This window comes from Dactylosporangium maewongense, from assembly GCF_039531485.1.
GTDB classification, from domain to species: domain Bacteria; phylum Actinomycetota; class Actinomycetes; order Mycobacteriales; family Micromonosporaceae; genus Dactylosporangium; species Dactylosporangium maewongense.
Window position 1 is genome coordinate 213,227 of sequence record NZ_BAAAQD010000015.1, and the last position, 20,562, is coordinate 233,788.

The following is a 20,562-nucleotide window of genomic DNA, read 5'->3' on the forward strand; positions in this document are numbered from 1 at the left end:
ATGCGGCTGTTCCACGTCCTCTGGGCGGGCCAGGCCGTCTCCCTCATCGGCTCGTCGGTGACCGCGTTCTCCGCCGGCATCTGGGTGTACGACCGGACCGGCTCACCGGCGGCGTTCACGTTCATGGTCCTTGCCGCGACGCTGCCCGGGATCGTGCTGCTGCCGCTCGCCGGCGCCCTCGTCGACCGGTGGGACCGCCGCCGGGCCATGCTGCTCAGCGACGCCGGCACCGCCGCCGTCACGCTCGTCGCCCTGCTCCTGGTCAGCACCGGCATGTTCGCGATCTGGATGGTGTACGTCGTCGCGGTCCTGCTGTCGGTGTTCAAGGCCATCCAGTGGCCGGCGTTCTCCGCGCTCGTCGCCGAGATCGTGCCCCGGGAGCACCTCAGCAAGGCCAACGGCCGGGTCGGGCTCGCCGAGGCCGTCGGCGAGGTCCTCGGCGCCGTCATCGCCGGCAGCCTGTACGGCGTGCTCGGGCTGCGCGGCCTGCTGCTGCTCGACGTGCTCACGTTCACTGCCGCGCTCGGCACGATGCTGTGGTCGCTGCGGCGGATGCCGCCCCCGCCGGCCCGGGAACACCAGGCGAAGCTCACCGGCGAGCTCAGCGCCGGGTGGCGGTACATCCGGGCCCGGCCGGGCCTGTCCGGCCTGCTGCTGTTCTTCGCGGTGCACAACTTCGGCATGCAGTGGGTGATCGTGCTGGTCCCGCCGCTGGTGCTGAGCCTCGCCGGGGCGGCCGCCTACGGGATCGTCGAGGCCGTCGGCTGGGCCGGGATGGTGCTCGGCGGCGCCGTCATCAGCGTCACCCGCGAGCCACGGCACCGGATCCGGGCCGTCCTCACCGTCGCCACCGTGCAGGCCGTCCTCGTCGTCGCCATGGGCGCCGGGCACGCCGTGTGGACCGCCGCCGCCGGCATGTTCGGCATCCTCGCCGGGTACGCCGTGACGAACGCGGTCACCGCCACCCTGTGGCAGCGCAAGACACCCCAGGAGGTGCAGGGCCGGGTCTTCGCCGTCCGGCGGATGATCGCCTGGTCCGCGCAGCCGCTCGCGTACGCGACCGCGGGCCCGCTCGCGCAGTACGCGGCGACGCCGCTGGTCGACACGGGTGGCCCCCTGCACGGGACGCTCGGGCGGGTCACCGGCGGCGGCACCGCGGGCGGGATCGCGCTCGTCTTCCTGGCCGCCGCGCCGCTGCTGCTGGGCATCGTCGCGTTCACCGCGCTGCGCCCGCGGGTGCGTCTCCTCGAGCGGGAGCTGCCCGACGCCCCCGCGCCTGACCCTTCGCCCCCGCCCGCGCCTTCGCCGGACCCTTCGCCTGAGCCGCAGCCGGTGGCGGCGTGACCGGCGGCGACCCCGAGACCGGGGAAACCCCCAGACTTCGTCTGAGTGCGGCGCCGACCCGCGACGCCTGCCGCAGGATGGCAGCACGCGCTGAGGAGGCCGTCATGCACTCGACCGGACCCACCCGCGATCCGGCGCCGCACGCGGTGGTGTTCGGTGCGACCGGGTTCGTCGGGCGCAACGCGAGCGCGGCGCTGCTGGACGCCGGCTGGCGGGTCACCGCCGCCGTCCGCGACCCCGGGACCGCCGGCGAACGGCTCGAGCCCGGCTGCCGGCCCCTGCCCATGGACCCGGTCCGCGACCGCCCCGAGGACCTCGCCGCCGCGCTGCGGGCGGCCGCGCCGGACCTCGTCGTCAACGCCGCCGGGGCGCTGTGGGGCGCCGACGGCCGCGACGAGCGCCGGCTCCACGACGGCAACGTGCTGCTGGTCGAGCGTCTCGTCGGCGCCCTCGCCGGCCGGGCGGGCGTCCGGCTGGTGCACATCGGGTCCGCGTACGAGTACGGCGACCAGCCGGCCGGCACGCCGCTCACCGAGGACCTCGCCGAGCACCCGGTCAGCCGCTACGCGCAGACCAAGCTGGCGGGGACCCGTACCGTGGCCGACGCCGCCGACGCGGGACGCCTCGACGCGGTCGTCCTGCGCATCTCCACCGCCATCGGTCCGTGGGCCCCCGCGGACAGCCTGCTCGGCGGGATCGCGCGCCGGATCGCCGCCGACCCCTCGGATGTCGTGCTGCCGCCGCTGGCCGGGCACCGCGACTTCGTCGACGTCCGCGACGTCGGCGACGCCGTCCTGTGCGCCGCCACGGCCCGCCGGGTGCCTTCCGTCGTCAACGTCGGCGGCGGGCGGCTGACCGCCGTCACCGACCTCGTGGACCTGCTGCTGCGGTGCGCCGGGGGCACCGCCCGGGCGGCAGGTCCGGCCGCGCCGGGCGAACGCCGGGACGCGGGCATCACCGCACAGCCGCTCGACCTCCGCACCGCCCGGCGCGCCCTGTGCTGGGAGCCGACCCGGCCGCTCGCTGACGCCGTCGCCGCACTGTGGCTGCAGGCGCGGGCGCACGCGACCGCCTTCCATTGAAGCTCTGCACCGAACGGAGATCCCACGCATGGCTGACGAGGTCAAGCAGCTCATCCTGGAGCAGACCCGCAAGCTCCACCGCGACCGGGCGGCGGCCGATCAGGGCTTCGTGCCGGGCGTCACGCACATCATGCCGTCCGGCGCGGTCCTCGACGAGGACGACCGGGCCGCGCTGGTCGAGCAGGCGCTGGAGATGCGCATCGCCTCCGGCGCGACCGCGCTGCGCTTCGAGCGGCTCTTCGCCCGCACGATCGGCGTGCGCAAGGCCCACCTGACGAACTCCGGCTCCTCGGCCAACCTCCTCGCCGTCGCGTCGCTGGCCGCGCCGGAGCTCGGCGACCGGCGGCTGCGGCCCGGCGACGAGGTGATCACCGTCGCGGCCAGCTTCCCGACGACCGTCAACCCGCTGCTGCAGCACGGTCTCGTCCCCGTCTTCGTCGACGTCGACCTCGGCACCTACAACACCACCGTCGAGCGGGTCGAGGCGGCGCTGAGCTCGAAGACCCGCATGGTGATGATGGCGCACACGATGGGCAACCCGTTCCCCGTCGCGGAGATCCGGCAGCTGTGCAAGGACCGGGGCCTGTTCCTGGTCGAGGACAACTGCGACGCGGTCCTGTCCACCTACCAGGGGCAGACCACCGGCACGTTCGGCGACTACTCGACGGTCAGCTTCTACCCCGCGCACCACCTGACGATGGGCGAGGGCGGCTGCATCCTGACCGACAGCCTGGAGCTGGCGCGGATCACCGAGTCGATGCGCGACTGGGGCCGGGACTGCTGGTGCGAGCCGGGGCAGGACAACAAGTGCCTCAAGCGGTTCGACTACCAGATGGGTGACCTGCCGTACGGCTACGACCACAAGTACATCTTCTCCCACGTCGGCTACAACCTGAAGGCCACCGACATCCAGGCCGCGCTGGGCCTGACCCAGCTGACGAAGCTGGAAGACTTCGTGGCCGCCCGCCGGCGCAACTGGCAGCGGCTGCGCGACGGGCTCGACGGCACGCCGGGCCTGCTGCTGCCGGAGGCGACGCCGGGCAGCGACCCGAGCTGGTTCGGGTTCGTCATCACCCTCACCGCCGACGCGGGCTTCGAACGCCGCGCGCTGGTGGACTTCCTGCAGTCGCGCAACATCGGCACCCGGCTGCTGTTCGCCGGCAACCTGGCCCGGCAGCCCGCATACCGCGACGAGCCCTACCGCGTCAGCGGCACCCTGGAGAACAGCGACGTCATCACCGAGCGCACCTTCTGGATCGGCGTCTTCCCGGGCGTCACCGCCGAGATGATCGACTACATGGTCGCCTCGATCCGCGAGTTCGCCGAGCGCCGCCACTGACGGGCGTTGACTGTTTGCGCGGTGGCCGGTCCTCGGGATACCACCGTCGCTGTGGACACGACGTGGGAGACGCGACTGGGCCGGACCGCCGGCCTGGTCGCCGACGAACCCGTCGTGCGCGCCCGGGTAACCCCGAACTGATTGACTTGTTCCAGCCGCTTTGGTCATGGTGCAGTCATGGGTCTGCGTGGAAGTCCGGGATTGCTGGGCGAGCACGACTTCCGGCAGTTGTTCGTCGCTGACACGATCAGCCAGTTGGGCAGCCAGATCAGTGTGTTGGCGTTGCCTTTGGTCGCCGTGGTTGCGTTGGACGCCTCCAACTTCGAGGTGGGTGCACTGACCGCCTGCGGCATGATGGCGTTCCTGCTGATCGGCCTGCCGGCAGGGGCGTGGGTGGACCGGATGCGCCGCCGCAAGGTGCTGATCATCGCCGACGTCGGTCGGGCGGTCGTGCTGAGCTCGGTGCCGTTGGCGTGGGCGTTCGACGTGCTGAGCATGTCACAGCTCTATCTGGTGGCGTTCGCGGTCGGGGTGTTGAGGGTGTTCTTCGACGTGGCGTACATGAGCTACCTGCCGCACCTGGTCGGCCGGGAGCATCTGGTCGAGGGCAACGCCAAGCTCGAGGGGGTCCGGGCGGTCGCCCAGATCGGCGGCCCGACCGTCGCGGGCCTGCTGGTCCAGGCGGTGACCGCTCCGCTGGCCGTGGCGCTGGACGCGGCCAGTTTCGCCGGGTCGGCGATGTTCGTGCGGCGCATCCGTCGACGCGAGGACTCGCCGGAGCGTCGGCGTGGCGCCAGCCTCGGCAAGGACATGATGGACGGACTGCGGTTAGTGTTCGGCAATCAGCTGCTACGCGCGATCGCGCTGTCCATTTCGTCGTACAACCTTCTGTCCGGGATCCGCAGCGCGATGCTCATCGTGCTGCTGGCCGGAGTGCTGCACCTCCCCGCCGGGACGATCGGCGTGTTCTTCTCGATCGCCTCCGTGGGGGCACTGATCGGCGCGCTGACCGCCAGACGGGTCGCCGCGCGGATCGGGCAGGGCCCGGCGATCTGGATCCCGGTCGCGGTGACCGCACCGCTGCAACTGGTGATTCCAGCGGCCCAGCCCGGATGGCTGCTGTGGGCGGCGGCCGCCGCGTCATTCGTCATCTACTGCTGTGTCTCGGTCAACAACATCACCCAGGTCAGCTTCCGCCAAGGCCTCACCCCAGAACACCTGTTGGGCCGGATGAACGCCACCATGCGCTTCCTCGTCTGGGGCACCGCCCCGCTCGGCGCCATCATCGGCGGTGTCCTCGGCCAACTCCTCGACGCCAGGACAGCACTGTGGATCGCCGCCGCAGCCGGGCTGCTGCCAGCATTGCCTCTGCTCTTCTCACCGCTGCGAACCATGCGCACGCTCCCGGCCCAGCATGAACAGGAACCACAGCCAGCCAAGCCACACCAAAGTCACGCCGGCAAATGCGGCTGCCCTACCAGCCGGCGGCCAGCTTCTCCAGGCGCGGCAGCAGCTCCACGGGGGTCGGGCGGCTGACCGCGGCCCGGCGCAGGGCGGTCGCGGCCCGCTGGTGTGCGGGGTTGTCCAGCAGTGCGGCCACGGTCGCCGCGATCGTCTCCGCCGTCGCGGTGTGGCCCGGCAGGTGCAGGCCGGCGCCGGCCGCCGCGATCCGGCCTGCCAGGCAGGCTTGTTCGCTGGCGAACGTGATCGCCAGCTGCGGTGTGCCGGTCACCATGGCGGTCATCGCGCTGCCCGCGCCGCCGTGGTGGACGACCGCGTCGCAGTCGGGCAGGAGGGCGTACAGGGGGCAGCGTTCCAGCAGGCGGACGCCCGGCGGGACCGGGCCGAGCGCCTCCGCGTCCTCGCGGGTCGCGGTCAGCACCGCCTCCACTCCGAGGCCGGCGAGCGCCTCGACGATCGCCGGCAGTGCGTAGGAACGCGGACCCGTCATCGTGCTCAGGGCAGTGGACCACGTGACGCAGACCCGCTTGCGCCCGCCACGCGGCTGCCGGGGCGGTGGGACGCCGGGGCCGTTGTAGGGCACGTACCGCACGGGAAGCCGCTCGCCGCCCAGCGGCGGGGCCACCTCGTCCGGACACGGGTCGAGCACGTGGCGGATCAGGTCGGGGCCGAACGACCCGAAACCGTGGCGGGCGAACGAGTCGCCGAGGTCGTCGGGCAGGATGCGGACCGGCGGCGCCTCGTGCGTGCCGACCGGGCCCCAGAGGGCGAGGATTGCCGGTACACCGGCCGCCAACGCCGCGAGAAGGCCCTCGGTGCTGACCGGGTCGTGGACGACGAGGTCCGGGCGCCACTCGCGGGCGAACGCGACGGCGGCGTCGTGGCCGGCCGCGGACGCCTCGGCGAACCGGGCGCCGTCGGTGCGCGCGTAGGCCTCCGCGTCGAAACCGTCCAGTGTGGACATCTGCGCGCCGGTGACCGGGTGCAGGGGCGTCCACGGGTACGGCCACTGCCCGGCGAGCGCCTCCCGCACGTAGGACAGTCGATTGTGGACGGCGACCTCCATCCCGCCCAGCAGCGGCACCGGCGGCAGCCCGGCCCCGGCCACCGCCGCGGTCTGCGACGGCGCGCACAGCACCCGCAGCTCGTGCCCGGCGGCCTGCAACGCCCAGCCGAGCGGCACCATCGACGAGTAGTGCGTGGGCCACGACGACACGGAGAACAGCACGCGCATCCGCCCAGGATGCCGCAGGGTCTGGTCACGGGCCGGACACGACGCAAGAACCCGGGAAACCCCCAGACTTCGGGTGGATCGAGGGACCTGGGCCCGGCCGGTGCTGGATAGTGACCGTCGTCCGCGGGTGCCTTCCCAACGCTCGAACGGCAGGAGTCGCGATGCCTGAACCGACCGGCACGCTCACGTACCCCGGCGGGATCGCACCGGCCGGGTGGCGCCGACCCGTGCGGCCGCGCGTCGGGCACATCGAGTTCCTCAACTGCGTGCCGCTGTTCTGGGGGCTCGCCCGCACCGGCAGCCTGCTCGACCTCGACCTGCGCCGGGACAGCCCGGACGGGCTCAGCGACGCGCTCACCGCCGGCGGGCTCGACATCGGGCCGATCAGCCTGATGGAGTTCCTGAAGCACGCCGGGGATCTGGTCGCCCTGCCCGACATCGCGGTGGGCAGCGACGGGCCGGTCATGTCGTGCCTCATCGTGAGCAAGGTGCCGCTCGACCAGCTCGACGGTGCGCCGGTGGCGCTCGGCTCGACCAGCCGCACGTCGGTCCGGCTGGCCGCGCTGCTGCTCAGCGATCTCGTCGGGGTGCGGCCGCGGTACTTCACCGCCCCGCCGGACCTGGACGTCATGCTCCGCGACGCGCCGGCGGCGGTGGTCATCGGCGACGTCGCGCTGCGGGCCGCGCTCGCCGACGCGCAGCGGCTCAACCTGCACGTCTACGACCTCGGCGAGATGTGGCGGGAATGGACCGGCCTGCCGTTCGTCTTCGCGGTGTTCGCCGCCCGCCGCGACTTCGTGGCCCGCGAACCCGCGACCGTCCAGCGGGTGCACCGGGCGTTCCTGGCGTCGCGGGACCTGTCGCTGCTCGAGGTCGACGCCGTGTGCGAGCAGGCGGCCCGCTGGGAGCCGTTCGACGCGGCGGTCCTGCGCCGCTACTACATGACGGCGCTCGACTTCAGCCTCGGCGCGCGGCAGCTGGCCGGGATCGCCGAGTTCGCCCGCCGCGTCGGCGGGCCGGACGCCGGCTTCCCGCCGGACGTCGAGGTGCGCCTGCTGTCAACGCCGTGACCCACTTCATGAAAGGCTCTGCCATGCTCCGATCTGCCAGCGCGGTGCTCGACCGAGCCGCCGCGGGCGAACGCATCACCCCCGAGGAGGCGCTGGAGCTGTACCGCTCGGCGCCGCTGCACGCCCTCGGCGCCGCGGCCGACACGGTGCGCCGCCGCCGGTACGCCGGTGTCGAGCACATCGCCACGTACATCATCGAACGCAACATCAACTACACCAACGTCTGCGTGACGGCGTGCAAGTTCTGCGCCTTCTACGCCCCGCCGAAGAGCGACAAGACCTGGGAGCGCGACCTCACCGACATCCTGCGCCGCTGCGCGGAGACCGTCGAGCTCGGCGGGACCCAGATCATGTTCCAGGGCGGGCACCACCCGGAGTACGGCGTCGAGTACTACGAGGGCATGTTCAAGGCCATCAAGGACGCCTACCCGTCGCTGGTCATCCACTCCCTCGGCGCGTCCGAGGTGCAGCACATGGCGAAGGTGTCCAGGGTCAGCCCGGAGGAGGCGATCCTGCGGATCAAGGCCGCCGGCCTCGACTCGTTCGCCGGTGCCGGCGCGGAGCTGCTGCCGGCCCGGGCCCGCACGGCGATCGCCCCGCTGAAGGAGAGCGGCGAGCGCTGGCTGGAGATCATGGAGATCGCGCACGGTCTCGGCGTCGAGTCGACCTGCACGATGCTCATGGGCACCGGCGAGACCAACGCGGAGCGCATCGAGCACCTGCGGATGGTCCGCGACGTGCAGGACCGCACCGGCGGGTTCCGGGCGTTCATCCCCTACACGTACCAGCCGGAGAACAACAAGCTGCAGGGCCAGACGCAGGCGACCTCCCTGGAGTACCTGCGGATGATCGCCATCGCCCGGCTGTTCTTCGACAACGTCGCGCACATCCAGGGCTCGTGGCTGACCACCGGCAAGGAGATCGGCCAGCTGTCGCTGCACTACGGCGCCGACGACCTCGGCTCGGTGATGCTGGAGGAGAACGTGGTCTCCTCGGCGGGCGCGAAGCACCGCTCCAACCTGCTGGAGATGATCCACCTGATCCGCGCGTCGGGCCGCGTCCCCGCCCAGCGCAGCACCACGTATGAGCACCTGCGGGTGCTGGAGGACCCGGCCGACGACCCGGCCGACGACCGCGTGGTCTCGCACCTGTCCTCGACCGCGGTCGACGGTGGCGGCATCGGCGCGATCGCGCCCCAGCGGCTGTTGAAGGTGACACCGGTCGGATGAGCCGCGCGGGTGGCTGTCGCGGCGCCGGCAACCCGCCGGCGCCGTCCCGGTCGGGAGGGTGACATGCAGATCATCGGCAACGGATTCCTGGCGAAGAACCTCACCGCGGCGTTCGGCGACCGGTTCCCGGACGTGACGGCGCTCGCGGTGGGCGTGTCCAGCACGTCCGTCACCGACCCGGCCGAGTTCGACCGGGAGGCCGAGGCGCTCTACGCCGCCCTGCGCAGGTGTGCCACGCAGGACCGGACCCTGCTGTACTTCTCGACCGCGTCGTTCGCCATGTACGGCCACACCACCGCACCGGCGACCGAGGACGGACCGCTCTTCCCGCCGTCGGTGTACGGCCGGCACAAGCTCGCCCTGGAGGCCTGCATCCGGGCCTCCGGCGTGCGCCACGTCGTGCTGCGGCTCAGCCACGTGGTCGGCCCGCACCAGCGCCCGCACCAGCTGCTGCCGGCCATCGTGCGCCAGGTCGCCAGCGGCACCGTCACCGTGTACCGCGGCGCCCACCGCGACCTGCTCGACGCCCGCGACCTGATGCACGCCATCGACGGCCTGCTGACCGCCGACGCGGGCGACGTGGTCGTCAACGTCGCCTCCGGCCGCCCCCTCCCGGTCGAGGACATCGTCGACGGTGTGTCCCAGCGCCTCGGCGTCTCCCCCGACCGGGTGTACTCGACGGGTCCCTTCTCCCGCACCGAGGTGTCCCTGGACCGCCTGCGCACCCTCGTGCCCGGGTTCGGCACGGCGGGCCCCGGCTACCTCGACATGCTGCTGGACCGGTACCTGGACCGCGCGGTGCCCGCCCCGACGCGCTGAAACCCGAGTCCGCGGGCCGGCCCGGGAAGGGGTGCCGGCCCGCACCCCGTCGTGACCGGGCGCATTACGGGGGCTGACGTGCCGTCACGCCGCCGTTGGGCCGGCCGGAGAGCATTCGGCAGCTGACGGCCAGGACCCAGACCGGGAATGCCAGTTCGGACCAGGGCACTCGGGTGACGACGACGAGCAGGATCGCACCGACAATGTGGCCCAGCCACACCAGCCAGCGCGGGAACAGGTGCAGGCGGTGCCCGATCGTGGTCGTCGCGAAGGTGAAGACGGCGGCCATGCGCATGCAGTAGCTCGACAGCAGCGTGTACGTGAGGTGGTGGCTGTAGCGCCACAGCTCGGGTGGCGGTCTGCCCGGCGACGCGTCGGCGACGGAGCGCATGCTGTCGGCTGCCGTCGCCAGCGCGAACAGCATCGCGACGAACAGCAGCCCGCCGCCGAGGAAGACGGTGGCGAAGAACTTGTCCTCCCGCCCGCCGATGAAGGCCCGCAGCGCACCCATGAACCACAGGAAGGAGATGCCGGCGAACGGCAGCAGCGCCAGCGCCACCCGCAGCACGGTGCGGCCGGATGTGCCGGTGTGCCACTGGTCCGCGGTGGGCGGCAACTCCGGAAACACGATTCGGATGCCGACGATCACGGCGGCGCACAGGACGGCGAAGACGATGCCCGCGACCCCAGCCGCCCGGGGCGACCGGGGCGGCTGGCCGGGCTGGCCCGTCACCGCTGGCACAGCCACCAGGCCAGTGTGGCGGGTGATCAGCGCCCGCCCCTCGCCGGTTTCGGGTGATGTGCCCTCGTCGCCCTCCTCACGAGACTGCAAGGTCACCCCCGACCGAGGCACGGTCTACGGCTCTCCGTGGTCGAGGAGGTGGAACACCTCCGTCACCACCTGGTCAGGGTCCGCGTGGTGCGGGCCGTAGACCTCCCAGCGCGGCCCCGCGAGCCGGAGCCGCCGCAGCGAGCACCACGCCACGACGGCCTCGTGCGCGGCGGCCAGGCTGGCGTACGGCCCACGGTGGACGGTCGTTGCGACCGGGCCGGCCGGCAGCGCCGACGCCACGACATCGCCGCTGAGCGGCCCGGCGTCGCCAGCTCGTGCACGCGGCGGGCGTTGCCGGCGTCTCCGGGGTGTGCGGGACGACGACGACGGGGCAGCCGTGGTACCGGGCCTCGACGAGGCTGCCCATGCCGCCGTGGGTCACGAACACCGACGCGCGGGGCAGGACCGCCAGGTGCGGCAGCCACTCGTGCGCCTCGACGTCGACCGCGGAGACGCCGTCGTCCAGGCGTTACCGCGGCCGAGGGTCATGACGACGTGCCAGGTCTTGTCGGCGAACGCGTCGGCGCACAGCTGGAACATGTCGGTCCGCTCGTTGGACTCGGTGCCCCATCGAGATGAGCGCCACCGGTACACCGGACGAAGGCGCGGACCAGGTCACGGCGGGTGGCGTGGAGGGCAGGCAGTGGCCGAGGAAGGTGAACTTCTCGTCGAACGTCTCGCCGCGCGGCTGCAGCTCCCGGGGCAGGAAGACGAGGAGCCACTCCTGCCAGTCCGTGGCGTAGTCGCGCAGTGCGTCGACCATCTCCTCGATCGTGCCGTCGAACGTCGTCCCATCTGCGGAGATCGGCAGTCTGGGTGGCGCTCGGCCCGCGCACGATGTCCGGGCCTGAGCGGGACTGCAGCGCGGTCTGCACCAGGCGGCGCAGGTCGTCGCCCTTGTAGAAGGTGGTGTTCAGGTCGATCTTCGGGTTGGCCTGCTCGAACGCGGCGGCGACCTTGTCGTTGAAGTACTTCTGGTTGGCGTCGCCCCCTGGATGTCCAGCCACAGGTCGACCTTGCCGGTGCCGTCGCCGGTCGACCCGCCGCTGCCCCCGCCGCAGGCGGCGAGCAGGCTCGGGGCGGTCAGGCCGAGGGCGGCGATGCCGGTCCCGGACAGGAATCTGCGGCGGCTCACGAGGCGGTCATGATGGCTCCTCAACAATTTCGGCGGGGGTGATCTGAACGGAGTGGGTGGCGCTGCGTCCCTGGGTGACCAGGAGCGCGACGCCGCCGCAGGTGAGGGTGTCGTCGTGCAGGTCGAAGAGGGTCTCGCCGTCGACGGCGGCGGTGATCCGGGTGCCGTTGACCCGGACGGTGAGGCGGTAGGTGGTGCCGTACTCCCACGGGAAGTCGCGGGCGGCGAGGACCGTGTCGTGCTGCACCAGCTCGGCCCGGTCACGGCCGGCCAGTCGCAGGGCGTAGTAGCGGGTGAGGCCCTGCACCCGGACGGCGAGCCCGGCGGCCTCGGCGAGGTGCGGGGTGACGTCGGCCTCGGCGGTGTAGTCGCGCCAGCCGCGCTCGCCCTGGATGAGCAGGCCGGTGCCGCGGTTCTGCACGATGCGGAACGGCTCCGGCCAGTGCGGGTCCCACCGGTCGGTGGCCCGGACCCAGGCGCGCCGCCACATGGCGTCCGGCGGCGAGTCGAGGCCGGTGGTGGAGCCCTCCGGGCGGGTCAGCGTCAGGGCCGGCGCGCCGTCCCAGGTGAGGGTGTCGATGTCGACGTCGCCGGTACAGCGCAAGCCCACGTAGACGATCGGCTGCCCGCCGGTGTCCGGCACGGTCCAGGCGCACCCGTCCGTTGCCGCCGGCCCTTCGATCCAGCGGATCGTCGCGTCCTCGCCGGCGTAGACGCCGATGACGGGCCTGGCCGGCGCGGTGGCGGTGAACCGGGCGTGGATCGTCTGGCCGCTGTACAGGGTGGGGCTCGCGATGAGGCCGTAGATGGGCATGGCCCGGGCCTCGGGCGGGATGAAGGTGGGCGTCGCGACGGTGCATCCGGCCGTTCTCACCGTGAGGCGCCCGCCGGCGTTCTGGATGGTCCCTTCGCCGTCCTGGACGGTGAAACCCTGCACGCTGCCCGGCAGCGCGAAGTGGAACCTGGCGTGCTTCCCCAGGTCGCGGGCCGGCTCCCCGGCCCAGGCGCGACCGTGGACGGCGAGGGCGAGCGCCTCACGGGCCGCGTCGGTGACGGTCGACCCGCCGTCGGTGCTCGGCAGGTACATCCGCTCGGCGATCGGGCCGCGGTAGTCCGCTCCCGCACCGTCGATCCCGTCGAGGCCGCCGAGGATGCCGCAGACCGCGCCGACGCAGCCGGCGTTGGAGTCGGTGTCCCAGCCGGACGTGTTGACGATCGTCATCGCCGGGCCGAACGCGCCGCGGCTGCGGGCGATCGCGTGGATGACGGTCGCGTGGTTGGGCACGACGTGGCAGTTGCCGCCGTACCGGTGGTAGCCGTACTGCTCGTCGATCCGGGCCCGGGTGGTCTTCCAGTCCTCGTCGGCGGCGACCCACTCGCGGACGTCGGCGATGACCCGGTGGATCAGGCTGTCCTTCGGGATGAGCCCGGCCGCGGTGTCCAGGAGCCGGTCGGTGTCCGGCTCGGTGAACGCCCCGGCGACCAGCGCCGCGACGACCCGGGCCGCGTGGATCGACTCGCCGTCGTGGCTCACCCGCGCCGCCCGCTCGGCCAGGTCGGCGGCCGCCGCCGGGTCGCCGGGCCGGGCCATCGCGAAGCCCTCGACGAAGATCTGCGCGCCGACCTGCTCGGCGACGACGACGCCGTTGCGGGCGATCGAGCCGCTGTCCGGCGGGCGGATGCCGTCCTTGAGATTGAGGTACGCGGTGTGCTCGGTGGAGTTGCCGATGCCGCCCCACCAGAGCACCGACTGGCCTTCGAGGATCTCGTTGAGCCAGGTGTCGCCGATCTGCGCCGACGTCGGCTCGGTGCCGTGATCGCGCAGCGCCCGCGGGAACATGAACGTGCCGCTGATGTCGTCGTCGGTGACGACGAGGAGGTGGTGGTGGTTGAGCGCGACCTCGGTGCGGTCGTTGACGTAGCCGGTGATGTCGCCGAGCCCGGCCTGGATGCGGTCGAAGCGCCAGCCCTCGTACGGGCGGCCGAGGTACACCGCGATGACCTTGCCGAGCACGCCGGCGTAGACCCGCTCCTCGTAGTCGCTGGGGAACCCGGTCATCAGAACGGCACCCCCGCCCGCAGGATCACGTTGGCGTACGGGGTCGCCTCACCGGTCCGGACGATGGCCCGGGCTCTCCTGGTGGCGACCTTGAACTCCTCGTGCGGGAGGGTGCTCAGGGGGTAACCGTCCAGCCCGGCCCGGATCGCCTCGTCGGTCAGCTCCTCGGCGACGATGGCCTCCTCGACGACCAGCTCCGCGGTGATGGCGGCGAGGACCGGTAGGAAGGCCGGGACGCCGCGGGTGACCGCGAGCTGGACGACCTCGACGCCGGGCGGGACCGGCAGGCCGGCGTCGGCGACGACGATGGTGGTGTCGGTGTGGCCCATCCCGGCGACCAGTGCTGCCAGCCGGGGGTGCCAGAGGCCGCTGTCACGCATGGCGGAGCTCCTCGTGAACGCTGTGGAAGGTGTCGAGTTCGCCTCGGGTCGGCAGCGCCGACTGGGCACCCATCCGGGTGGTGGCCAGGGCACCGGCGGCGCAGCCGCGGCGGACGGCCGCGCCGAGGGGCAGCCCTTCGGCGAGCGAGGCGGCGAGCGCGCCGACGAAGCTGTCGCCGGCACCGGTCGTGTCGACGGCGTCGACCTTGTAGGCCGGGTGTGCGTCGGTGCCGTCGGCGTCGGCGTGGACCGCGCCCTGCGCACCGAGCGTGATGACCACGGCGGCCGGGCCGAGGGTGCGCAGCCCGGCGGCGAGCGCCGGCCAGTCCGCGGTGCTGCCGCTCAGGCGCAGCGCCTCGCCCTCGTTGACGACCAGGACGTCGACCTCGCGGAGCAGGGCGGCCATGTCCGGCGGCACCGGATCCGGCAGCGGCGCGGCGTTGAGCACCACCCTGGCCCCCGCAGCCTTCCCGTGCCGTGCGGCGGCGAGGCAGGTGGCCGGCGGGATCTCCAGCTGCAGGACGAGCACCGTGGCCGGGTCCAGCGCGGCGGGCAGCCCGGCGAGGGCGCCGTCGGCGAGGCGGGCGTTGGCTCCGGGTGCCACCACGATGGTGTTCTACCCCGCCGGGTCGACCACGATCAGGGCCACGCCGGTCGCGACGCCCTCGACGGTGGTCAGGTGGTCCAGCGGCACGCCTTCCGCGGCGAGCGCGGCCCGCACGTCGTCGCCGAAGCGGTCGTCGCCGATCGCGGCGAAGAACCGGGTCTCGACGCCGAGCCGGCAGGCCGCGACGGCCTGGTTGGAACCCTTGCCGCCGGGCAGGGCGGCGACGTCGTCGCCGAGCACCGTCTCGCCGGGTGCGGGCAGGTGCGGCACGGCCACTCCGAGATCCAGGTTGGCGCTGCCGACCACCACAACGCGGGTCATGCTTGTTCTCCTTCGTTCAGCTCCGCCACGGCGGTTTCGTCGCCGCCGGGCGGGTCGTCGCACCCGCACGAGCCGCGGCGGACCAGCACGACCGGCAGCACGTCCGTCGGGCCTGCCGTCCCCGCCTGCTGGGCGAGCAGATGTGTCATGGCGGCCCGGCCGATCGCGGCGAACGGCTGGGCCATGGTGGTGAGGGCGGGCGTGGAATACGCGGCGCCGGGAATCCCGTCGAACGAGGCGACCGCGACGTCGTCCGGGCAGCGCAGCCCGACCTCGCCGATCGCCCGGAGCACGCCGACGGCCTGCTCGTCGGAGGCCACGAACACCGCGTCCGGCCGGTCCGGCCGGGCGAGCAGCTCGCGGGCCGCCCGGTAGCCGGCTCGCCGCCCGAACTCGGAGTGCACGACGGCCATGTCCCGGCGGCTCACGCCCTCCTCGTCGAGCGCGTCGCGCCAGCCGCTGACCCGGTCGTGGGCCGGCAGCACGTCCTCGGGGCCGCCGATGCAGGCGATCCGGGTGCGGCCGTGACCGATGAGGTGCCGGGTCGCGGCGTACGCACCGCTGCGGTTGTCGACCAGGACGCCGGGCGCGGCGGCCCCCGGCACCTGCCGGTCGAGGGACACCCACGGCGTCTGCGAGCGCTGCAGCTCCGGCAGGAACCCCGCCGGTCCGTGCGCCGGGACGATGAACAGTCCGTCGACCTGCCGGGCCAGGAACGTGCGGACGTAGCTGGTCTGCCGGTCGTCGCTCTCGGCCGCGTTGCCGATGAGCAGGGTGTAGCCCTGCGCGAAGGACTCCTCCTCCACGGCGCGGGCCAGCTCGGCGAAGTAGGGGTTCGCGTTGTCCGGCACGACCAGGCCGAGCGTCATCGTGCGGCTCATCCGCAGCGACCGGGCGATGCCGTTGGGACGGTAGCCGAGCTGTTCGATCGCGGCGAGCACCTTGGCCCGCGTCTCGGCCGACACCGGGCGGGGCCCGTTGTTGAGCACATAGCTCACCACCGCCGGCGACGTCCCCGCCAGGCGGGCCACGTCCATGCGCCGAACAGTCACGCCGACCTCCGTCAACACGAGTTGCGCCCGATGTGACGGCAATCATGTGACAGGCGTGTTAACTCACGCAACACGTGTTGAATGCCCGCGACCCAGACGAGATCTGTGATCACTTGACAACATCCGGTTGCCCAACTTGATCGATGGGTTAGCTCGGCCGCTCCGCCGGAGACCGCAAAAAAGAACCGCGCCCCCGAGGCGGGAGCGCGGTTCCGGGCCGGACGGGTGGGTCAGGTGGCGAGGAGGCGTTCGATGACGTCGGCGCCTTCGGAGGGGCCGCCGCCGGCGCGCATCGCCGCGCTCATGGCGGCGACGCGGGCGAGGACCTCCGGGTCGTTGGTGAGCTCGTCGACGGCGGCCCGCAGCGTGGCCGGGGTGAGGGTCGAGGCGGGCAGGTAGCGGCCGATGCCGATCTCGTCCACCCGGCGGGCGTTGACGGCGTTCTCCGGGGTGTGTGGCACGACGACGCACGGGCAGCCGTGGTACAGCGCCTCCACGAGGCTGCCCATGCCGCCGTGGGTCACGAAGACCGACGCGCGGGGCAGGACCGCCAGGTGTGGCATCCACTCGTGGGCCTCGACGTTGACCGCCGACACGCCCTCGTCCAGGGCGTTGCCGCGGCCGAGGGTCATGACGACGTGCCACGTCTTGTCGGCGAAGGCGTCGGCGCACAGCTGGAACATGCCGGTGCGTTCGTTGGACTCGGTGCCCATGGAGATGAGCGCCACCGGTACATCGGGATCCGGGGCCGTCCAGGTGACCGCCGGTGGCGTGGAGGGCAGGCAGTGGCCGAGAAACGTGAACTTCTCGTCGAACGTATCGCCGTGCGGCTGCAGTGCCCTGGGCAGAAAGACGAGGTTGTGCTCGTCGGCGACGGCCATCATCGCCCACATCTTCGCCGGGTCCGGCTCGACCTCCGAGAGGATCTCCATGATCGCCTCGACGCCCTTGTGGACGTAGTCGGAGTCGCGGTCCATCGTCTCGGCGTGCAGGGAGAAGTGGTCGTTGGAGGCCGTGTACGGGAAGTACTGCAGGGTCCGGGTGCCCCACTCGCGGGCCAGGATCCGGGCCGGGACGAAGCTCTCGAAGTCGTAGACGATCAGGTCGGGCCGGTCGCCGGTGAACGCGGCGCGCGCGGCCGGGATGACGCGGGTGTTGGCGTCGGCGAGGATGTCCAGGCCGAGCTCGGCGATCTCGTCGCTCTCGACGTGGCTGCCGGTGCTGAGCCGGCGCCGGACGGACGTGTAGCCGGCCAGGTCCGCGCCGACCGAGGCCACCGCCGCCGAATACATCGAGTCGACGACGTAGGTGACCCGGTGGCCGCGCTCGACCAGGTGCCTGGCGATCGGCAGCGTCGGGTTGAAATGCCCGTAGTCCGGGAAGACGAAGATGGCGATGTGGGCCGTCATGACACTCGCTTCGGGGGGAGGACGACGCCGTTGTCGAAGATGGCCGCCATGACCTCGGGCAGGTCGGCGGGCGACTCGACGTGCACGACGGGGAACGGGAAGCCGATCCAGCCACGCGGCAGCGACGGGCCGAGGACCAGCCCGACGCGGGTCTTGTGCCGGTGCATCTCGGCGCTCATGTCGTCGATGCGGATCGTCTCGACGGCGTTGCGGCTGAACATGTCGGCGATCTCGGCCGCGCTCGTCAGGGTGCGCTGCTCCAGCGCCGAGCACAGCGGCAGGACCGGGTCGCCGAGGCCGGCCCCGGCGGCGATGGCGGCGATCGAGTCGGCGACCGCTTGCCGCAGCGGCGTGTGTACGGCCACCGAGTTGGCCTCCTGCACCTGGACCTGACCCAGCCCGCCGGACGCGGCAGTCTCCTCGGCGAGCCGCTCCAGGGCCTCGCGGTAGCCGCTGAGCAGCAGGATGCGGAACGTGCCGGTGGGGTGGGTGCCGAAGTCACCGGCGAGCCAGACGCCGTCGCGTTTCGGCTCGACCAGCAGCGCCTCGTCCTCGCCGATGGGAAGGAACGCGACCGCGACGCCTTCGGCGGGTCCGGAAGGGTCGCGGGGTCCGACGTGGTCCATCCGCATCAGCAGGTCGAAGAGCCGCTCCCGGGGCAGTGCGCCGGCCAGGGAGGAGCTGACCATCGAGCCGAGGCTGAGCCCGCCGACCGCGGCCGGGTGGATGCCCTGCGCGGCGAGGACGTCGTGGATGCCGACCATGGCGGCCGCGAGGGCGACCGAGCCGTGCCGCGACCGGGCCTCCAGGTCCTCCTCGTCGTCCTCCCGGCGGCGCAGCAGCCGGTCCAGGTCCAGCCCGGTCCAGGCGCTGACCTTGTCGTACACCTTCTGCATGGCCGGGTAGGCGTCGTGGAACTCCATGACGCCCCGCGGGTCGTAGTTGAGCAGGTTCGTTCCGAAGATGAACGCGAGGCTCATACCGGCAGCCTTCCTGGGGTCACGTGGGGAGGAGCACGTCGTGCTCGCGGACGGCGGCGACGACCTGATCGATGTCGTCCGGGGCGTCGACGTACACGACGGGGAACGGGAACTCGAACCCGTCCCGGGGCAGGGTCGGGCCGAGGATGACGCCGAGCCGCGCGCCGAGGCGGCGCATCTGGCCGGTGAGGTGGTCGGCACGGATCGGCTCGACGACGTTGCGGCTGAACTCGCTGCGGACCTGGTCGGCGCTGTGCAGCACCCGCGGCTCCAGCGACGAGCACATCGGCACCGCCGGGACGGTGAACTCGATGTCCGCGGCGATGCGGGCGAGCACGTCGCGGGCGCGGTGCCGCAGCGGGCTGTGCACCGCGACGGTCTCCTCGCTGAACACGAAGTACTCCGGCGGGTAGCCGGTGGCCAGCTCGTCGAGGGCGTCACGGTAGCCGCTGAGCAGCAGCATCCGGAACGCGCCGCTGGTGTGCATGCCGAAGTCGCCGGCGAACCAGACCCCGGGCCGGGTGCCGTAGAACGACTCGTAGGTCTGCCCGAGCGGCAGGACCGCGGCGACGCACCCCTCGGGCAACTCGTCCCGGTCGGGACGCTGGTCGCCGTCGGTGTGGCCGAGCAGCCCGATGACGTCCTCACGGGCCACCGCGCCGCTCAGGGCCCCGGACACCATCGCGCCGAGGCTGATCCCGCCGACCATCGCCGGGTGTACGCCGTGCTCGCCGAGCAGGTCGGCGATGCCGAGCATGGCCGCGGCCAGCCCGATCGACGTGGTCCGGGAGCGCTGCGTCGCGTCGTCGGCGGTCCGCAGCAGCAGGGCGACGTCGATGCCGGTCCACTGCGCGGCCCGGTCGTAGGAGTCCCGGACGGCCTGGTGCCGCTCGTACAGTGCGATGAGGCCGGTCGGGTCGTAGGCGAGGTTCTTCTGTCCGAGAATGAACGCCAGACTCATGCCGCCACCTCCGCGAACCGTTCGAGCTCGGTGACGACCTGGGCGGGGGTGGGCCGGTCGAGAGCCTCGTCGCGCAGGGACGCGGCGTTGGCGGCGAACCCGGGCTCCGACACCAGGCGGGCGACCGCGTCGCGGATCTCCTGCGGCCCCGCCTGCACGTGCGGCAGGAACAGACCCGCGCCGGCCTGTTGCAGACCCATGCCGCGCAGGGTCTGGTCGGCGACCGCGGTGGAGACGCACAGCTGCGGCACGCCGTGCACGAGGGCGGTGGCGTAGCTGCCGAAGCCGCCGTGGTGGATCAGCGCGGCGCAGCTGGGCAGCAGCGCGTGCAACGGCACCGACTCGACGACCCGGGCGTTGTCCGGCACCCGGTCGAGCTCCTGCACCTGTACCGGCAGCAGCGCGGCGACGACCTCCACGTCGAGGTCGGCGAGTGCCTCGAGGATCGCGGCCTTCGACACGTAGTCGCCGCCGTAGCGTTCGGTGTTGGCGGCGCCGAGGCTCAGGCACACGCGAGGCCGCGCGGGCGGCTCGGCGAGCCAGTCCGGGACGACGGCCGGGCCGTTGTAGGGCACGAACCGCACCGGGATCCGCCGCACGTCCGACGGCACCGAGAGCCGGTCCGGCAGCGGGTCGAGGGTCGCCTGGCCGGTGATGAGCTCCTCGCTGAACGCGGCGCCGAGCGCTTCGGCGTGCCCGCCGAGCCACTCCGCCATCGGGTCCTGGCGCTGTCCGGCCGGCTGTTCGTCGCGCAGCTTCAGGAACAGCTGCCGTTTCATCGCCCACACGTCGGTGAAGCACATCGAGCGCACGTGGGCGGCGCCGACCGCGACGGCGGCGAGCGGTCCGGCGTAGGTGAGCGGATCCCACACGACGAGGTCGGGCCGCCAGTGCCGGGCGAACGCGACGAGATCGGGGATCATCGGCTCGTTGTAGTAGGCGAAGCCCCAGGCGCCCATCTGCGCCCGCTCCAGCTCCCGTTCCCAGGTGAGCTTCGCCGGGTCGAGCTCGCTCCAGTCGACGGACTCGACCTCCTGCGACTCGCGGTGCTGCGCCATCGCGGAGCTGATGTTGCTGTCGTCGCCGACGCCGACGGCGGTCATGCCGGTGCGGGCGATGACGTCGGTGAACGCCGGTGAGCTGGCGACGCGGACCTCGTGGCCGGCGGCGCGCGCCGCCCACGCGATCGGTGTCATGCAGAACAGGTGGGACTTCTCCGGCAGGGTGACGAACAGGACCCGCATCGGT

General features: G+C 72.6%; 19 protein-coding genes and 2 pseudogenes. 7 read left to right on the plus strand and 14 right to left on the minus strand.

The features are described 5' to 3' along the window. The 4 genes from ABD332_RS34220 (at nucleotide 1) to ABD332_RS34235 (ending at nucleotide 5,301) form a co-directional block, all read left to right on the plus strand. Nucleotides 1-1,344 (plus strand): MFS transporter, encoded by a 1,344-nt coding sequence (locus ABD332_RS34220; protein ID WP_344506581.1) that lies wholly within the window; start codon nucleotides 1-3, stop codon nucleotides 1,342-1,344. Between the two features lie 104 nt (nucleotides 1,345-1,448). Further along, nucleotides 1,449-2,426, plus strand: coding sequence for an NAD-dependent epimerase/dehydratase family protein (locus ABD332_RS34225; RefSeq protein ID WP_344506583.1), 978 nt, complete (start codon nucleotides 1,449-1,451; stop codon nucleotides 2,424-2,426). A gap of 28 nt (nucleotides 2,427-2,454) precedes the next feature. Next, nucleotides 2,455-3,765: a lipopolysaccharide biosynthesis protein RfbH gene (gene rfbH, locus ABD332_RS34230; protein WP_344506585.1), complete on the plus strand. Its 1,311-nt coding sequence runs from the start codon at nucleotides 2,455-2,457 to the stop codon at nucleotides 3,763-3,765. Between the two features lie 177 nt (nucleotides 3,766-3,942). Next, complete coding sequence (locus ABD332_RS34235) at nucleotides 3,943-5,301, plus strand: MFS transporter (RefSeq protein ID WP_344506587.1); 1,359 nt, start codon at nucleotides 3,943-3,945, stop codon at nucleotides 5,299-5,301. Here ABD332_RS34235 and ABD332_RS34240 read toward each other — a convergent pair. Further along, on the minus strand, nucleotides 5,240-6,460 hold the full coding sequence (locus ABD332_RS34240) for a nucleotide disphospho-sugar-binding domain-containing protein (RefSeq protein ID WP_344506589.1): 1,221 nt from the start codon (nucleotides 6,458-6,460) through the stop codon (nucleotides 5,240-5,242). The genes ABD332_RS34235 and ABD332_RS34240 overlap by 62 nt on opposite strands. Nucleotides 6,461-6,621: 161 nt before the next feature. Between ABD332_RS34240 and ABD332_RS34245 the strand changes: the two genes are divergently transcribed. The 3 genes from ABD332_RS34245 to ABD332_RS34255 all read left to right on the plus strand — a co-directional run bounded on the left by ABD332_RS34245 (nucleotide 6,622) and on the right by ABD332_RS34255 (nucleotide 9,578). Continuing rightward, nucleotides 6,622-7,530 (plus strand): menaquinone biosynthetic enzyme MqnA/MqnD family protein, encoded by a 909-nt coding sequence (locus tag ABD332_RS34245; protein ID WP_344506591.1) that lies wholly within the window; start codon nucleotides 6,622-6,624, stop codon nucleotides 7,528-7,530. A gap of 23 nt (nucleotides 7,531-7,553) precedes the next feature. After that, nucleotides 7,554-8,759 carry a cyclic dehypoxanthinyl futalosine synthase gene (mqnC, locus tag ABD332_RS34250; RefSeq protein WP_344506593.1) on the plus strand — a complete coding sequence of 402 codons (1,206 nt, stop codon included), beginning with the start codon at nucleotides 7,554-7,556 and terminating at the stop codon, nucleotides 8,757-8,759. Nucleotides 8,760-8,822: 63 nt separating this feature from the next. After that, nucleotides 8,823-9,578, plus strand: a complete 756-nt coding sequence (locus ABD332_RS34255; RefSeq protein WP_344506595.1) for an NAD-dependent epimerase/dehydratase family protein — start codon at nucleotides 8,823-8,825, stop codon at nucleotides 9,576-9,578. Between the two features lie 64 nt (nucleotides 9,579-9,642). Here the strand turns inward: ABD332_RS34255 and ABD332_RS34260 are convergent, their stop codons facing one another. The 13 genes and pseudogenes from ABD332_RS34260 to ABD332_RS34315 form a co-directional block, all read right to left on the minus strand. Next, a complete protein-coding gene (locus ABD332_RS34260; RefSeq protein ID WP_344506596.1) occupies nucleotides 9,643-10,326 on the minus strand; it encodes a hypothetical protein in 684 nt (227 codons plus the stop codon). A 108-nt stretch (nucleotides 10,327-10,434) separates the two neighbouring features. After that, on the minus strand, nucleotides 10,435-10,650 hold the full coding sequence (locus ABD332_RS34265; protein WP_344506597.1) for a GyrI-like domain-containing protein: 216 nt from the start codon (nucleotides 10,648-10,650) through the stop codon (nucleotides 10,435-10,437). Nucleotides 10,651-10,735: 85 nt separating this feature from the next. After that, nucleotides 10,736-10,876 (minus strand): annotated as a pseudogene (locus ABD332_RS60175) (glycosyl transferase); the annotation flags it as partial. Between the two features lie 3 nt (nucleotides 10,877-10,879). Further along, a complete protein-coding gene (locus ABD332_RS34270) occupies nucleotides 10,880-11,173 on the minus strand; it encodes a hypothetical protein (protein ID WP_344506598.1) in 294 nt (97 codons plus the stop codon). Nucleotides 11,174-11,323: 150 nt separating this feature from the next. Further along, nucleotides 11,324-11,545: a hypothetical protein gene (locus tag ABD332_RS34275; RefSeq protein WP_344506599.1), complete on the minus strand. Its 222-nt coding sequence runs from the start codon at nucleotides 11,543-11,545 to the stop codon at nucleotides 11,324-11,326. Between the two features lie 7 nt (nucleotides 11,546-11,552). Next, entirely contained in the window at nucleotides 11,553-13,604 is a 2,052-nt protein-coding gene (locus ABD332_RS34280; protein WP_344506601.1) for an ADP-ribosylglycohydrolase family protein, read from the minus strand. Beyond that, entirely contained in the window at nucleotides 13,604-13,984 is a 381-nt protein-coding gene (gene rbsD / locus ABD332_RS34285; protein WP_344506603.1) for a D-ribose pyranase, read from the minus strand. Before rbsD ends, ABD332_RS34280 begins: the two co-directional genes overlap by 1 nt. Next, nucleotides 13,977-14,912 (minus strand): annotated as a pseudogene (locus ABD332_RS34290) (ribokinase). The gene rbsD and the pseudogene ABD332_RS34290 overlap by 8 nt, the downstream one beginning before the upstream one ends. Next, nucleotides 14,909-15,964, minus strand: a complete 1,056-nt coding sequence (locus tag ABD332_RS34295) for a LacI family DNA-binding transcriptional regulator (RefSeq protein ID WP_344506605.1) — start codon at nucleotides 15,962-15,964, stop codon at nucleotides 14,909-14,911. Before ABD332_RS34295 ends, ABD332_RS34290 begins: the two are co-directional and overlap by 4 nt. 230 nt (nucleotides 15,965-16,194) lie before the next feature. Next, entirely contained in the window at nucleotides 16,195-17,373 is a 1,179-nt protein-coding gene (locus tag ABD332_RS34300) for a macrolide family glycosyltransferase (protein ID WP_344506607.1), read from the minus strand. After that, on the minus strand, nucleotides 17,370-18,353 hold the full coding sequence (locus ABD332_RS34305) for a hypothetical protein (protein WP_344506608.1): 984 nt from the start codon (nucleotides 18,351-18,353) through the stop codon (nucleotides 17,370-17,372). The genes ABD332_RS34300 and ABD332_RS34305 overlap by 4 nt, the downstream gene beginning before the upstream one ends. A gap of 19 nt (nucleotides 18,354-18,372) precedes the next feature. Next, on the minus strand, nucleotides 18,373-19,314 hold the full coding sequence (locus ABD332_RS34310) for a hypothetical protein (RefSeq protein WP_344506609.1): 942 nt from the start codon (nucleotides 19,312-19,314) through the stop codon (nucleotides 18,373-18,375). After that, nucleotides 19,311-20,558, minus strand: a complete 1,248-nt coding sequence (locus ABD332_RS34315) for an activator-dependent family glycosyltransferase (protein WP_344506610.1) — start codon at nucleotides 20,556-20,558, stop codon at nucleotides 19,311-19,313. Before ABD332_RS34315 ends, ABD332_RS34310 begins: the two co-directional genes overlap by 4 nt. Nucleotides 20,559-20,562: the final 4 nt, after the last annotated feature.

What these genes read in the sequence shown, in the direction of transcription:
- ABD332_RS34315 (WP_344506610.1), bottom strand. Translation starts at nt 20,558, where the DNA reads ATGCGGGTCCTGTTCGTCACCCTGCCGGAGAAGTCCCACCTGTTCTGC.
- ABD332_RS34310 (WP_344506609.1), bottom strand. Translation starts at nt 19,314, where the DNA reads ATGAGTCTGGCGTTCATTCTCGGACAGAAGAACCTCGCCTACGACCCG.
- rbsD (WP_344506603.1), bottom strand. Translation starts at nt 13,984, where the DNA reads ATGCGTGACAGCGGCCTCTGGCACCCCCGGCTGGCAGCACTGGTCGCC.
- rfbH (WP_344506585.1), top strand. Translation starts at nt 2,455, where the DNA reads ATGGCTGACGAGGTCAAGCAGCTCATCCTGGAGCAGACCCGCAAGCTC.
- ABD332_RS34220 (WP_344506581.1), top strand. Translation starts at nt 1, where the DNA reads ATGCGGCTGTTCCACGTCCTCTGGGCGGGCCAGGCCGTCTCCCTCATC.
- ABD332_RS34255 (WP_344506595.1), top strand. Translation starts at nt 8,823, where the DNA reads ATGCAGATCATCGGCAACGGATTCCTGGCGAAGAACCTCACCGCGGCG.
- ABD332_RS34245 (WP_344506591.1), top strand. Translation starts at nt 6,622, where the DNA reads ATGCCTGAACCGACCGGCACGCTCACGTACCCCGGCGGGATCGCACCG.
- ABD332_RS34240 (WP_344506589.1), bottom strand. Translation starts at nt 6,460, where the DNA reads ATGCGCGTGCTGTTCTCCGTGTCGTCGTGGCCCACGCACTACTCGTCG.
- mqnC (WP_344506593.1), top strand. Translation starts at nt 7,554, where the DNA reads ATGCTCCGATCTGCCAGCGCGGTGCTCGACCGAGCCGCCGCGGGCGAA.
- ABD332_RS34280 (WP_344506601.1), bottom strand. Translation starts at nt 13,604, where the DNA reads ATGACCGGGTTCCCCAGCGACTACGAGGAGCGGGTCTACGCCGGCGTG.
- ABD332_RS34235 (WP_344506587.1), top strand. Translation starts at nt 3,943, where the DNA reads ATGGGTCTGCGTGGAAGTCCGGGATTGCTGGGCGAGCACGACTTCCGG.
- ABD332_RS34305 (WP_344506608.1), bottom strand. Translation starts at nt 18,353, where the DNA reads ATGAGCCTCGCGTTCATCTTCGGAACGAACCTGCTCAACTACGACCCG.
- ABD332_RS34225 (WP_344506583.1), top strand. Translation starts at nt 1,449, where the DNA reads ATGCACTCGACCGGACCCACCCGCGATCCGGCGCCGCACGCGGTGGTG.
- ABD332_RS34270 (WP_344506598.1), bottom strand. Translation starts at nt 11,173, where the DNA reads ATGGTCGACGCACTGCGCGACTACGCCACGGACTGGCAGGAGTGGCTC.
- ABD332_RS34300 (WP_344506607.1), bottom strand. Translation starts at nt 17,373, where the DNA reads ATGACGGCCCACATCGCCATCTTCGTCTTCCCGGACTACGGGCATTTC.